At 48.1% G+C, this 13,275-nt stretch carries 12 protein-coding genes; 3 read left to right on the top strand and 9 right to left on the bottom strand.

All coding sequences use genetic code 11. From position 1 onward, the window contains the following. Nucleotides 1–64 precede the first annotated feature (64 nt). The 5 genes from K6Q96_RS19300 to K6Q96_RS19280 all read right to left on the bottom strand — a co-directional run bounded on the left by K6Q96_RS19300 (nt 65) and on the right by K6Q96_RS19280 (nt 6,022). Entirely contained in the window at nt 65–2,065 is a 2,001-nt protein-coding gene (locus K6Q96_RS19300; protein WP_251882015.1) for a copper amine oxidase, read from the bottom strand. A gap of 144 nt (nt 2,066–2,209) precedes the next feature. Continuing rightward, nucleotides 2,210–3,316, bottom strand: coding sequence for a class II histone deacetylase (locus K6Q96_RS19295; RefSeq protein ID WP_251882013.1), 1,107 nt, complete (start codon nt 3,314–3,316; stop codon nt 2,210–2,212). Nucleotides 3,317–3,451: 135 nt separating this feature from the next. Further along, nucleotides 3,452–4,471, bottom strand: a complete 1,020-nt coding sequence (locus K6Q96_RS19290) for a response regulator transcription factor (protein WP_251882011.1) — start codon at nt 4,469–4,471, stop codon at nt 3,452–3,454. Between the two features lie 127 nt (nt 4,472–4,598). After that, nucleotides 4,599–5,057 carry a MarR family winged helix-turn-helix transcriptional regulator gene (locus K6Q96_RS19285; protein ID WP_251882009.1) on the bottom strand — a complete coding sequence of 153 codons (459 nt, stop codon included), beginning with the start codon at nt 5,055–5,057 and terminating at the stop codon, nt 4,599–4,601. 2 nt (nt 5,058–5,059) lie between these two features. After that, complete coding sequence (locus K6Q96_RS19280) at nt 5,060–6,022, bottom strand: MBL fold metallo-hydrolase (RefSeq protein ID WP_251882007.1); 963 nt, start codon at nt 6,020–6,022, stop codon at nt 5,060–5,062. 297 nt (nt 6,023–6,319) lie between these two features. Here K6Q96_RS19280 and K6Q96_RS19275 point away from each other — a divergent pair, with 297 nt between their 5' ends. Both K6Q96_RS19275 and K6Q96_RS19270 read left to right on the top strand, forming a co-directional pair. After that, nucleotides 6,320–7,990 (top strand): FAD-dependent oxidoreductase, encoded by a 1,671-nt coding sequence (locus K6Q96_RS19275; RefSeq protein ID WP_251882005.1) that lies wholly within the window; start codon nt 6,320–6,322, stop codon nt 7,988–7,990. Beyond that, on the top strand, nt 7,987–8,172 hold the full coding sequence (locus tag K6Q96_RS19270) for a DUF2783 domain-containing protein (protein WP_046303168.1): 186 nt from the start codon (nt 7,987–7,989) through the stop codon (nt 8,170–8,172). Before K6Q96_RS19275 ends, K6Q96_RS19270 begins: the two co-directional genes overlap by 4 nt. An 87-nt stretch (nt 8,173–8,259) precedes the next feature. On the opposite strand, the gene K6Q96_RS19265 is transcribed toward K6Q96_RS19270, so the two are convergent. Genes K6Q96_RS19265 through K6Q96_RS19250 form a run of 4 tightly spaced genes read right to left on the bottom strand, consistent with a single transcriptional unit; the run spans nt 8,260 to nt 11,928 of the window. After that, nucleotides 8,260–9,048 (bottom strand): response regulator transcription factor, encoded by a 789-nt coding sequence (locus K6Q96_RS19265; protein WP_251882003.1) that lies wholly within the window; start codon nt 9,046–9,048, stop codon nt 8,260–8,262. A 22-nt stretch (nt 9,049–9,070) separates the two neighbouring features. After that, a complete protein-coding gene (locus K6Q96_RS19260; RefSeq protein ID WP_251882001.1) occupies nt 9,071–10,372 on the bottom strand; it encodes a TRAP transporter large permease in 1,302 nt (433 codons plus the stop codon). After that, nucleotides 10,365–10,919: a TRAP transporter small permease gene (locus K6Q96_RS19255; protein WP_251881999.1), complete on the bottom strand. Its 555-nt coding sequence runs from the start codon at nt 10,917–10,919 to the stop codon at nt 10,365–10,367. The genes K6Q96_RS19260 and K6Q96_RS19255 overlap by 8 nt, the downstream gene beginning before the upstream one ends. Then, nucleotides 10,909–11,928 (bottom strand): TRAP transporter substrate-binding protein, encoded by a 1,020-nt coding sequence (locus K6Q96_RS19250; RefSeq protein WP_251881997.1) that lies wholly within the window; start codon nt 11,926–11,928, stop codon nt 10,909–10,911. The genes K6Q96_RS19255 and K6Q96_RS19250 overlap by 11 nt, the downstream gene beginning before the upstream one ends. Before the next feature lie 378 nt (nt 11,929–12,306). Between K6Q96_RS19250 and K6Q96_RS19245 the strand changes: the two genes are divergently transcribed. Continuing rightward, nucleotides 12,307–13,260, top strand: coding sequence for a helix-turn-helix domain-containing protein (locus K6Q96_RS19245; RefSeq protein ID WP_251881995.1), 954 nt, complete (start codon nt 12,307–12,309; stop codon nt 13,258–13,260). Nucleotides 13,261–13,275 lie beyond the last annotated feature (15 nt).

Below are 13,275 nucleotides of genomic sequence, written 5' to 3'. Positions count from 1 at the left end.
TGAGACGAGCAAGAAAAAACCGCCATCCTCAACAATGAGGATGGCGGCAAAGACGTGAACTCAATTACTTCTCAGAAGGTATTTCTGTATTGCGGATTGTCAGCGCTGGATTATGGGCAAAGAAATTGTGTGGCATGATGTGTACCGTTTTCCACTCAGTGGACATCACAGGCCAATCCTCCATTCTTGGGATGTGATGAAAGCCAGCCGTAAACCAAGTCACGATATCTGCATTCATCAGGGAGCGGTCTTCTTTCACCCACTCTGCCAACGTGTCCGAGCCATCACTTTGCACAGCATATTTGCCTCCGGCGTAGCGCTGGTCCGGATCATAAACCGTGTTCCAAACGGCATATTGGATGTAAGCATTTCGCCTCATCGGCGGATCATTTTCAAAATCGAATGGCCCATAAGCCACCGAGCCATGGTGTAGCATGTAGCCTGGTTTATGCCCCAGATACCCGTCGCGTTTTGCATTGCTGATATGCAAGTATCTTGGCTTAGCGGTTGAGGTTTTGTATCTCGCATCCAGCTCAGAGTCGAGCATGGTGTGTTTCACTTCCCACATTGAGCGTCGCGGCACAGAAGGGTCAACTGAAGCAGGAACAATGTCCATGGTTGCTGCATGGTTCATCGGTTGGTCGATATCGAAATCAATGCGGAAATTGAAGTAATGATCATGATTCGCCGCGACTAAATTTGGGGCAATCAGGGTACCGTAGCGGGTATCCTCCTCATAGGTTTCGCTGTCAGTGCTCACCGAGGCTACCCCTTTTACCGCATCAAGACCGGATGCGCCGACTTTGACATACAGTTGGCCATCTTGTTTCAGACGGTAGTCAATCAGGTAGTCGTAGTTACCCACTTCAGATGCAGTGCGAATCACCAATTCCGTTTCAGGACGCCCTTCGGCAGGGACAAACTTATCTGGACCTTGCTCAAAGACTTCGTAATGACGCCATGCAGGATCGCCAATATTGCGCTCAAAAATACAAATCGCGTTAGGAATTTCGAGTGGATTACCTTGGTCATCCGCAATCATTGCGGGTAAGAACGTCGCATAAACCGGGCAATCAATGCCGGCCTCAAGTGGTGTCATAAACAGCCCAAACCCGTACTCACCGCTATCCATATAGGTACGCCAGTACCAGCCTTCTGTCGGGTCCATATAGGGTACAAACACTTCTGACAAATGCGCCTGATAAATAATGGGCCGCCAGATGCCCTGATCGTTAACATCAATGTTCGAGACGACCAAACCCGCACGTTTCTCGGTACGGAAATTCAAACGCCAGATGTCCCATTCAAGGTGACTACCATCGAGGGTGTAGTTCGGTTTGCCTTTCTGAGTAACAACAGCCGGATTTGTCTTGGGTCTTAGTGAAACTCTTTTCGCCACTTCTTCCTCGGTGTAACCCCAGTCGTCGGTGGGAAGCGGTACTGCGCCAGTATCACTGATTTCTACGACTTCTTTTTTGCCAATGTCATAGGTGGCAAATAAGCCCTCAATAGGCTTAGCGTAGTAATTTGAACCGCTAGGAAGGACATAACATGGCACCTTCATCAGGCGCGAGTTTTCAAAGGCTTCTGTGAAGAAATTACCTGCGGTTAGAGGAAGACAAAAGACATCGTCTGGTTTTAAACCACGTTTGGCTAACCCTTTTTCCATGTCTGGATGAGAAGTCGCGCCGGTCAATGCACCAATAAACTCTTCAAACAGGATCATGGGTTGACCGCTGCCCTTGATAAGTTGATTAGACTCTACTTCCTTCTGAGTAATGTTCACTACCGCTTCATAAAAACCTTCAGGTCCAGTCATCACCACCGTTGCGCGTCTATCCAACGGTTGGCCTTTTTTCCACGCCAGAACTTTCTCTTTTGGCGGCTCTTTTAAATCAATGAGAGGAAACAGCGTATTCTCGTCAGCCAGCTCAGAACCACTCAGAATACTTTGTATCGATTTATATTCTTCGGCCATCAGGCCATCCAGCGGGTGGGCACTCAATGGCATCGATAGCAATGCCACCAAAGCAAGAGGTAGAAATACAATCCTTCTTATCATCATCTCTTATCTCCTTTCATCCTTTTCACTTTCAGCGTGTTTTCACCTTAAAGGTTGAAGGGTTTCTCTTCTTGGTACTGGGCGTCAGACCCGTTGGAGGTCAACGACAATAGAACAGCGGATTGCAGGCAATCCGCTGTTGGGGGCCTACCGTTTTAGTAGTGGCGCAGACTCAGCGACCCAAGCGATTAATGCTGCCTGATGGGGTTGGCATTCCTGCCCACCCATTCCGCCAACAATCGGTAAGAAGGGGTCTTCAAGCTCCGTTTTCAAGCCGCTTAACGCCTCCATGACTGCCAAACCACAGTACGGCACATAGGCTGTGGAGTAGCCGCCTTCATGAATACATAGTAAGTGACCGTGACAGAGCTTCTCCGCGGCAGCCACCAAAGACTCGGTCATGTATCTGTAGGTTTCGCTCGTCGCCATATTGCGGCCAAGCGGGTCAATCGCACTGCCATCAAAACCGGATGACACAATGATCAAGTCAGGTTGATAAGCCTCCAGTGCAGGAAGTACAACATCTTCAAAGGCCTTGCGATAAGCCCCATCACCAGAGCCCGGAGGTAAAGGAACGTTGATGTTGTAGCCTTCACCCTCACCCTCACCGCGTTCTTCCAATGCACCAGACATCGGTGGGTAAAAGTTATCTTGATGAATGGAGATAGTGAGCACACCTGAGTCTTGATAGAAAGCGCCTTGCTGGCTGTTACCATGGTGAACATCCCAATCAACGATGGCTATACGCCCAATACCGTGGACATCCCGGGCGTAATTCGCCGTGATAACGCCATTGCCAAAAATACAAAACCCGCGCCCCATTTCAGATTCAGCATGATGACCCGGCGGACGAACCAAGCAATACGCATTGTCGACGTGCCCTTCCATCATCCGATCCATAGCCTCTAAACAACCTCCTAAGCTCATCAGGGCTATTTCGTAACTACCTGGGCCAAAGGGAGTAAGCTCGCCAGCATCACCGCCATTGGCATCACTCATTTCGCGAATGCTATCGATGTAGGCTTGAGTGTGAAAACTAAGCAAGTCGTTATTATTAGCTAGTCGCGGGGGAATCGTGGTTAGAGAATCAGCAAGGCCTGCCACATTCAGAAGATTAAGCAAGCGTCGCTTGGTTTCCGCATTCTCCGCATGCTTATCGGGTTGAATAGTGAGCCCAGGTGGCAGAAAAGCAGCGGCTTCTCCGGTGTTATGCCAGAAGTAGAGTTCGTGTGTCACCAATCCAGTCTTTCTCATCTTGCTCCTCCTTGGATAACCTGATCAGTCATTTCAGCCAGGTGATTAACCAACAAGCTAGGAGCTAGAAGCAGAACCTTGAATGATGCAAATGCATTGTTTTACATTTTTTCAGAGGATTTCCCTAATGATGTATCAAATAAGGGAACGGTATTTTTCCACTAACTCAACTTTGTTTCTGATGCCAAGTTTTAGGTAGATAGACTGCAGGTGATTGCGCACCGTCGTTGGTGCGCGGTTAATCTCCTGGGCAATTTCCATGTAGGTTTTCCCTTTTGCAAACAGCTCGGCAACCTGTGCTTCCCTTTCGGTCAATTCAGATAGCAAAGATGAAGGGTAAGCCCGCAAAAACCAGTAACTGTCTATAGATTCAAATGTCAGGGTGAAATGTCTTCCTTTCCATGAAGAGATGTTCCCAAGCACACTTTGTTGAATCTCATCCGGTAGAACGCATCCATCCCAGTCCGGGTAGTCTCGTTTGAGCAGCTCAATAAAGCCAATCGACGGTGTATTCAGCATAAACCCACTGTCAAACATCGCTGCTTCCAATACGCTGTTTGCCTGCGCACTTTGGTTGGTCAACACCGAGAATTCAAGGCAGTGATTGAGGCTAAGTACAATGTGGGGCATGACAAGGCGAAGGCAATTCCCGTCTTGCGGTTCAAACGCTTCACCTTCCCTATTTCGGTACAGCGAGAGAAAATCCACCAGCAAACTCTCTCCCATGTTCCCTTTGGCATCCAGCAAGAGTTCAGGATCGACTTTCATGAACGAGAGCACTTGGTGAATATCATGCTGCCAAAGAAAATTACACAATGCCCCGCTCATTGTTTCGAGCTGAACCTCTGACATAAAAGGCCTGGTGGCATCGTTGTAGAGACTTTCTGCAATGGTGTCGCAGTCAGCAATTTTCTGCCATTGCTCAAAGTAATCTTCTGGTAATTGAAACAGTGAATTGCCGTGTACTTCAGGCGTATCAGAGAGTTCAGGAAAAAGAGCGCGTCCCCACCATGCGCTGTCAAAATGAATAAGCTGGCGAAGCTGGGTAATGGTCCATTGCTTGAAATCACCAGGCTGCATATGGCTGGATGCCTGATAGAGCAGTGCGACAAACTGCAATATATCTTCAGTCGTTGAAACGCTTTTACCCTTCATCAGCCGTTACTCCATGGCCATTCGATTCGCTTTAAAAGCTTATATCCAAACCAACGGATTATGTAGGAAGCGGCAGAAGGTGGAGAGTTAACAAGTCAGGATAAGCAGGATCTAGGGTCTGCTGACCCTAACCTTTCATTTGCTCCAGGCGGGCGTCCAACTTTTCCATCACGCGAAGGAAGTCGCGGTACTCAACGGTATCAAGTACATCAATAAGCTCGGCTTCCCAATCCAGCGCTTTGGGAGCGATTTTCGCATAGAGATTACGGCCTGACTCACTGAGCGAAAGGAATGACGCACGGTTGTCTGTGCTGTCTTTCACCTTCAGCAAAAGGCCTTTTTCTTCAAGCAGTTTGACCGCGCGAGAGACCCGGGATTTATCCATAAAAGTGAGATCACCGATGTCTTTGGCGTTCAGTTTTTCGTGCTCAGCCAACCGAGCAAGAATCCGCCATTCGGGAATAGAAACATCAAACTCTTCCCGATAAATTTTCGAGCAGGCGTTACTGATACCGTCAGCCAAATTTACCATCCGATAAGGAAGAAACTGGTTGAGCATTAATGTGCGATGTTTTTTCTGTGTCATTCCTAATCCTGTAAAGCGTCCCAGACTTCCCTATCTTTCTCTGCGGTCCAGATCTCGGGCCAGTCCTTACCTTCAAATTCGTCCCATAATCGTTTTACATCAAACGGTAAGCAATGCTCAAATATCGGCCATGCGCCAAACTTAGGAGCGAGCAATGTGTGGGTTTCCTCGAATGCTTCTTTCAGTGTTCCACCGCGCTTATGCACTGCTCCGACGGTATCCAACATACACGTTAAGAAGCCGCGGGTTTGCTCAATCGCAGCATTGACAGCATCGTTACCCCGTGCCACCGCGCCACGCCCTCCGACTAATATATCAGCTTGATATGACTTCACTTTATCCAGAGTTTGAGATGACCAGTCAAAGTGGAAGGCATCGCCAGTATAGAGCGCTGCCTGGGCCTCAACCAAGTCCCCTGCAAACAGTATTTTATGCTTGGGTAACCAAGCAACAATGTCTCCTGCAGTATGCCCTCGGCCACAATGTTCAAGTACCAAGCTTCCGCGATCACCTCCAAGTGGGATTTCAATGCGGCTGTCAAATACAACGTCCGGGTGCGTTAAACCCGGAATGCCCTCAGGTTCTCTGAACAAACGCGGCATACGCCCGAATTCACTTTCCCAATCCTGCTGGCCACGCTCTTCAATAAGCATTTTCGTGCTCTCATGCGCAATGATGGTTTCCGCGTTAAAAGCTGATGCACCTAATACCCTCACCGCATGGTAATGAGACAAAACCAAGTATTTCACGGGCTTGTCCGTATGCTCTCTCAGCATCGTCAGCCAGTCCTGAGCAGCTTTGGGGGTGGCTCTCGCTTCAAAGGCGATAATGAAGTCTTCTGCTTCTATCGCGCCTACATTGGGATCACCCTCTGCCGTTAACGCGTAAACGCCTTCGGCTAATACCTCAAGTGTTTCCTGTTTTTCACCTAAATCGGCGGATGATGCGAATGGTTTCGTTGCCATATTGGTTCCTTTAGCATGATTGACTTCCTAAAACCAAGATAGCAAATACTCTCACGTGAGATTTGCAAATATCCATCATCATATCAAATATAAGACACTAAAATCTTCACTCATCAATGAGAGAGATAAAAACACAAGGTTAAATCTTTAATTTACAATGCATTAATAGTTTAAGACAAAGCAAGCTTATTAACAAAGAGCTAGATCCTCCCAAAATTGAAACAACATTTTCTTGATTCTGTCGTTTAATCACCTCTAAATTTATTCTTACATGAGAATATTTTTAGATGGATTTTTATGTTATCAACTTATACCAATCCGGTTTATTCCTATTCGAGGAGTAAAGACCAACAATCAGGCACAGTGACCCATCACAAGGTCGTGATTATCGGTGGCGGGCCAGCGGGCTTATCCATGGCTATTGATCTTGCAAAGCAAGGCGTCGAGTCCGTCATACTCGATGACAACAACACTGTCAGCGTAGGGTCGCGGGCCATTTGCTTCGCCAAACGAACACTCGAAATCATGAATCGGTATGGCTGCGCAGAGCGGATGGTTTCAAAAGGCATCACATGGAAAAAGGGCAAGGTTTTTTTTGGTGACGAAAAGGTCTATGAGTTCGACCTACTACCTGAAAAACACCATAAGCTCCCAGCCTTTATCAACCTTCAACAATATTACTTTGAGGAATATCTGGTCGATGTGATTGAGACGCTATCGGAGGTCGATCTTCGCTGGAAAAACAACGTTCAGGTTGTTGATGCGCAAACAGACATCAACCTTCTAACCGTCGATACACCCGACGGCACTTATCAGATTTCCTGTGATTATCTTATTGTTGCGGACGGCGCAAACAGCCCTATTCGCACCAAGCTGGGTTTGGAAAGTAAAGGACAGGTTTTTCAGGACAGATTCCTGATCGCTGATGTGGTCATGAAAGCCGATTTTCCTACTGAGCGCTGGTTTTGGTTTGAACCACCCTTCCACCCTGAGCAGTCCGCATTATTACATCGTCAGGCCGACAACGTTTGGCGCATCGACCTGCAGCTCGGGTGGGATGCAGACCCCGAATGGGAAAAAAGGGAAGAGAACATTCGTCCCCGTATCGAAGCCATGTTGGGGCCAGACAAACACTTCGACCTGGAGTGGGCTAGTGTGTATACCTTCCAGTGTCGGAAGATGGATGACTTCATCCATAAACGGGTGATTTTTGTCGGTGATGCAGCACATCAAGTCAGCCCTTTTGGTGCACGCGGCGCAAACGGTGCAGTCCAATCTGTTGAAAATTTAGCTTGGAAGCTATGCCGGGTACTGAACCAAACGGCCTCTCCATTGTTGCTTCGTACCTATAATGATGAGCGACAGTTCGCGGCAGAAGAAAACATCCTGAATTCGACCCGCGCGACCGACTTCATCACCCCCAAAAGTACCATGAGCAAGGTGCTGAGGAATGCGACACTGGAACTGGCAAAAAACTACCCTTTTGCGCGTCCACTGATTAACAGCGGCAGATTATCGACACCCTGCACATACCGCAATTCAACCTTAAATACGCCTGACAGGGACACGTTCAATAATGTGTTGATTCCGGGTAGTCCAATCCTAGATGCACCTGTAAACAAAAATGAAGTTGCTTCCTGGCTTCTCGATTGGGTGGGCAATCATTTCGTGATTATGGTGGCAAAAGGTAGTAAAGAACAGGATAAGCTTCTGGCTGAACTGGCAAAGATTACCGATTTAGAGGTACTACTCATCAGCCACGATCAGCAATCTGCAAACCTCCGAGGAATCACTCAACTGACAGACACACAGGGATTGCTCCACCAGAGATATGACTTATCTGAAGGTACGGCTTATCTCTTTCGCCCTGATCAGGTGATCACCGCACGCTGGCGACAGCCGGCAATTAACGACATAACAGAAGCCATGCAGCGCGCACTTGGTCACCAACTGGATGAAGCACAATGAAATTGAATATCGAGCCGAATTTCACCGATGGAGATGCATTCTATGCAGCACTCGCCAACATTTATAACTCTCTTCCTCCGGAAGAGGTCATGACGGTAAACGCCAAGTTGGTGTTGCTTCTCGCCAACCATATCGGCGAACAAGAAATTCTGGAACAAGCCATCGTGGCTGCAAACCAATAACTCACCCTGCCGGCTTATTTCAGATACGCCTTATACCCAAATAACCTGAGGAAAAAGGTCAGGTTGTTTGGGTATATCCATCTCTCATCAGTGGGTCAGAACTTTATGAATCAGCTGCGTTCTCCCCCTCACATTGAGCTTTTCAAAAAGATGCTTCATGTGAGTCCTTACCGTCGTGAATGAGACATTATATCGTCGGGCTATTTCCTTATCAGACAGCCCTTGTATCACCGCTAAACACACGTCCACTTCACGCGCGGTCAGGTGATACTCTTCCACCAGAAAGTCTTCATCCATCCCCGAAGATGCATTGATGTCCGGGATAACATCGGGTCTGACATCTTCTTTCGAAAAAGCACCAGGTCTTGCGTGCTTCATGGCATTGGTGAAAGCCGCGCCCATTGCGTTGACAATTTCCACATCTCTTTTGGTGAAGTCATTGCGTCTGCGACTTCTCCAGATCCTGATATCTCCGATATTCTGGCGACCATCATGGGCATGGAAGTTCAATCCATAAGTCAGTCCATCAATAGACAGGAAGTCGTTGAAGAACTCCGTCTGCTTCAGCGCACTGTGCGGCATGATTTGACTCACTGCCGTCGCCTGTTTACGTTGTTGCAGCTTGGGCGTAATAGGATCGTGATACTGAAAATAGCTTTCATAGTGAGAGAGATTGTCGTCAGACATATTTATCGCCACGCGATGAGAAAAGCCGCACCGCGGCCCGTCCCATACATAGGAAGCAAAGTAATCAGCATCAAGAAGATCCAGCAAGCATTTACCCACTTGCTGGCGCATTTCCGAGCATTCCATGCCCGCATTCAAACACTCTGCAATCTGGAATACTGCATGAGTTTCTCGCATAGACAGGTTCACAACGTCCCCCTGTTACACAAATTTATCCATAAAGAAAATTAGGTAAACCCAGCGCCAAAGCGGGGATGAAAATAATGGCGAAAAGCCTCACCATATCTGCAACCCAAAATGGCATCACACCGCGAAATACCGTGCGATTATCAAGGTCCTTGAACATACCGCTCAGCACAAAAACATTCATGCCAACCGGCGGCGTAATTAAGCTGATTTCCGTGACCACCACGACCACAATGCCGAACCAAATCAGGTCAAAGCCCATACTTTGAACCACAGGGTAAAACACAGGAACGGTCAACAGCATCATCGACATACTTTCGAGCACAGTGCCAAGCATCAGGTAAATCACGATGATCATTAAAAACACTAGCATGGGCTGAAGATCCTGATTGGTCAGGAAATGCACCAATCCCTCAGGAAGACCCGCACGGTTGATAAAGTTGGAGAAAATCAACGCGCCCAGCACGACAAAGAATATCTTTGCGCTCATCACCGCCGTTTCAAAAAGAACTTCTTTCAGCAGCTTTCTAGTGAGCAGATCACGCAGATAAACGATCACCAAGGCGCCAAAACTCCCGATACCTGCGGCTTCGGTGGGCGTGAAAATCCCCAGATATGTCCCCCCCATAATGATGGTGAACAAAGAAGCAATACCGGCAATACCTTTGTAGGCCTCCCGTTTCTGCTGAGACGTCATTTCGTGCCCACGGGGTCCAGCTTCTGGCGAGCGCCACACTACATACTTCACCGCAGCCAGATACAACAGAATCCCCATCACCCCCGGTACAAAACCTGCCGCAAACAACTCACGGATACTTTGTTCTGTCAAAATACCGTAGATAATCAATGCCACGCTGGGAGGAATAAGGATGCCAAGCGTCCCCCCAGCAGCAATACAGGCTGACGCCAGGCTGTCGGCATAACCGAACCGACGCATAGAAGGGATAGCCACCTGACCCATCGTTGCTGCCGTCGCCAGACTGGATCCACAAATCGCGGAAAAACCGCCGCACGCCGTGATGGTCGCCATAGCCATACCACCGCGGTGGTGTCCCACCAGCGCATTAGAAGCCCGAAATAATTCAACAGACATCCCTGATCGGCTGATTAAGTTACCCATCAAAATAAACAAGGGGATCACGCTCAACGCTGGGTCTTGTAAGGTATCGACAATTCGGCGGGCACTGATCGTCAAGGCAGCAGTGAAATTGAAATCCAGTAAAGAGGCATATCCTACGACGCCTACCAGTGTCATGGCGTAAGCCAAAGGCATTCGCAGTACACACAACAGCAAAACAATCGTGAGTCCAATCAGGGCACTAATCATGACGCTCACCCTCCAAGGACTCAACATGGCTATCTAAGGTCGCCGTTGAGCAGATCCCTCTGAACAAAAAGGCAAAAGCACTCAGTAGCAAGCAGAAAGCAATCGCATACATCGCCCAAGAGGCCGGAATTTCTAAGTACTCTGTCACCAATTGCTTTCTGTCAGCACGTGCTCCCAACTTATGGACGCTCATCGCCAGATAGATGCAGCCAATACTGAGGCCAAGGGAGTAAACCCTCTCAACCCATTTGGCAAACGACGGACTTATCGCATCCGTGAGTAAATCCACCCGGATTTGATCATCTTTAAAAACAAGTAATGGCAACATCAGCATGACCAATACCAACAGCATGAAACCGGTCAATTCGCTGCCACCCAAAATAGGAGTACCGAGAAGGTATCTGCCCAACACATCAAGGACGGTTAATAACATCATGCCTATCAGTGCCAAAGCACTTGTCCAACGCATCAAGGGAAACAGGTAGCAACATCCTTGTTGGAACAATGACCAGTAATGCTGGCCAATGCCTGTTTTATTACTGACCATTACCGACCCCATAGGCCTGAGCCTCTTCGCGGAATGCTTTCAAAGCGGCTTTGGCATCCACATCACGATCTTTGACTGACTCAACCCAAGCCTGATCTAAGTCGCGGGTGACCGCAGCGAAATACGCCAAATCCTGGTCGGATGCATCAACAATCTGGTTCCCTTTTTCGCGGGCGACACCTTCTGCGTAGTCGTCAGCATCAGCCCATGCTTTCGCCGCCATTGCGGATAGTTTCTCGCCAGATACCGCCATAATGGCGTCTCTGTCTTTTTTAGACAGCTCATCAAGCGTATCCTCGCTAAGAAAAATACCGAAACTGCCCAAATACATGCCATGAGGCAGCTTCAGTGTATAAGGTGCAACTTCATGGAGTTTCAGCGTCGTTTTAGTCGACATCGGGTTAAACACACCATCTACAACACCTTGCGTCAGCATTTCATAAATTTTGTTAGCAGGCGCTGCTACACCAGTAACACCAAGGCGCTCACCGATTGCAGACTGAATGCCGCCACCCACACGGATTTTTTTGCCTTTGATATCCTCAAGGCTCTCCAAAGGTTCACGCATATGGATCTGGCCTGGGCCATGAGTAAAAACGCCCACTAATTCAACGCCATCATGCTCCCCTGCCTCAGCAAGGTAATCTTCATGAATCCGCCAATGGGCGACAGATACCGCTTCTGATCCGGCATTATGGTTAGGTAATTCCGCGAGGCTCGTCAGTTTAAACTGACCAGGGAAATAACCGTGGTAAGTCCAGGCACCATCTACCGCGCCATCTTCCACCAAGTCAATCAGACTGTTGGGACTTCCAAGGTCATAGACCAGAGCAATCTTAACGCGCCCTTCAGTCGCTTCTTCAATCCATTTACCCCATGTTGGCAACACGGTTTTATTCATCGCCGCTGCTGGGGAAAGCCATGTGGCAATCTTAAGTTCAACCTCTGCCATCACACTCATAGGCAGGAAAAGCAAACCTACTGCTACTCGCCAAAACACTCGTTTCATTACAACCTCACAATCCGTTACGATACACATAATGACAATATTTAACATATAACGTAACATGTCATAACAACAAACTAACATTAAGATAAATGCGTTAATTCTCGCTCTTGAAACAGCCTCAAATACAATACATTTAAAAACATAAGGTTATAGGAAAAAGATGTTAGTGGCAGACGAATAAAGGACAGAAGAGTGATTGAGAAGCACAGTACTGAAACAGCTAGACAGCCAACAGGATGTAAACTTTTTGTGATGAATAACGAAGGCAAATAGCATGAAGACTATTTTCACTTTAGCCTTTATGACTCGAATTTTTTCAATAGACCCAAATTTCGAACCAGAAAAATCTGAATAACCGCGCAACCAAGGAGGGCTGTCGTGTTATCCCATCTTAGATTGAGCCAAACCAAGCCAAGTCTCGTGCACCTCGACGAGTTACAAACCATGATCACTGCATCATGCGGGCAGTACGCACTTGAGCCAAAACAAACCAACACCCCCTCTCTCCAAGGCGCGCTCGAGCCCTTCATGCTGTCCCGCTACGAAGCCATTAATGTTTGCATGAATGTGGGTCAGGTAACACGGTCAGAACGCATGATTAAACAAGATCCCGGTGATCATCTTTATATGCTGGTACAGGATGAAGGTCGCTGCGTCGTCGAGCAAAATCACAAGCAGCACACCTTGTTGCCCGGCGACATATATGTCGTCGATTCTACCCAACCAAGCCGCTTTATATTGAATGGTCATCCCTCTAGACAAATCTCTATTCACCTTCCACGGGAAGAGATGCTCCACCGATACGGGAAAGCCATTACTGGTGGCGTGATAGTGGAGCATGACGATCCATTACGGACCGCGCTTATTGCTGTGGTAGCAAAATCAATGGAGGAAGGCATGCCAGACTCCTGCGCCCGCTTGATGGATTCCACTTTTGACCTTTTAGGAATTTACATCGACGGGAAGGAAAAACAGAAAAGCCAAAGCGAGCGTGAAAAGCAGGGAGTACTTGGACGGGCACTCTCTCTGATCGACCGCAACTTCAACGACCCGACCTTCGACGCCTGCCAACTCGCCGATAAGCTAGGGATATCCAGTCGGACCCTTCAACGCCAGTTTCAATCCCTTGGGGAGTCACCTACCCGAAAACTCATCAATACCCGACTTGATAACGCAAAAGCGCTGTTAATGGGCATGTCTCAAAGTGACGATCATAGCTCAGTGACCAATGTGGCCTACCACTGCGGCTTCAGCGATCTCTCCTATTTCTACAAGGAGTTCCACAAGCGTTTTGATATGGCACCGGGCGCGATGGTGAACTGTCGCCGATAGCCAATGAGTTTGGCG

Origin of the sequence: Grimontia kaedaensis (assembly GCF_023746615.1) — a bacterium.
In the GTDB taxonomy this organism is placed as follows: Bacteria; Pseudomonadota; Gammaproteobacteria; order Enterobacterales; family Vibrionaceae; genus Enterovibrio; species Enterovibrio kaedaensis.
Note: the sequence above shows the minus strand (reverse complement) of the source record. Positions and strands in the feature narration are given on the sequence as shown.

What these genes read in the sequence shown, in the direction of transcription:
- K6Q96_RS19300 (WP_251882015.1), bottom strand. Translation starts at nt 2,065, where the DNA reads ATGATGATAAGAAGGATTGTATTTCTACCTCTTGCTTTGGTGGCATTG.
- K6Q96_RS19295 (WP_251882013.1), bottom strand. Translation starts at nt 3,316, where the DNA reads ATGAGAAAGACTGGATTGGTGACACACGAACTCTACTTCTGGCATAAC.
- K6Q96_RS19290 (WP_251882011.1), bottom strand. Translation starts at nt 4,471, where the DNA reads ATGAAGGGTAAAAGCGTTTCAACGACTGAAGATATATTGCAGTTTGTC.
- K6Q96_RS19285 (WP_251882009.1), bottom strand. Translation starts at nt 5,057, where the DNA reads ATGACACAGAAAAAACATCGCACATTAATGCTCAACCAGTTTCTTCCT.
- K6Q96_RS19280 (WP_251882007.1), bottom strand. Translation starts at nt 6,022, where the DNA reads ATGGCAACGAAACCATTCGCATCATCCGCCGATTTAGGTGAAAAACAG.
- K6Q96_RS19275 (WP_251882005.1), top strand. Translation starts at nt 6,320, where the DNA reads ATGTTATCAACTTATACCAATCCGGTTTATTCCTATTCGAGGAGTAAA.
- K6Q96_RS19270 (WP_046303168.1), top strand. Translation starts at nt 7,987, where the DNA reads ATGAAATTGAATATCGAGCCGAATTTCACCGATGGAGATGCATTCTAT.
- K6Q96_RS19260 (WP_251882001.1), bottom strand. Translation starts at nt 10,372, where the DNA reads ATGATTAGTGCCCTGATTGGACTCACGATTGTTTTGCTGTTGTGTGTA.
- K6Q96_RS19255 (WP_251881999.1), bottom strand. Translation starts at nt 10,919, where the DNA reads ATGGTCAGTAATAAAACAGGCATTGGCCAGCATTACTGGTCATTGTTC.
- K6Q96_RS19250 (WP_251881997.1), bottom strand. Translation starts at nt 11,928, where the DNA reads ATGAAACGAGTGTTTTGGCGAGTAGCAGTAGGTTTGCTTTTCCTGCCT.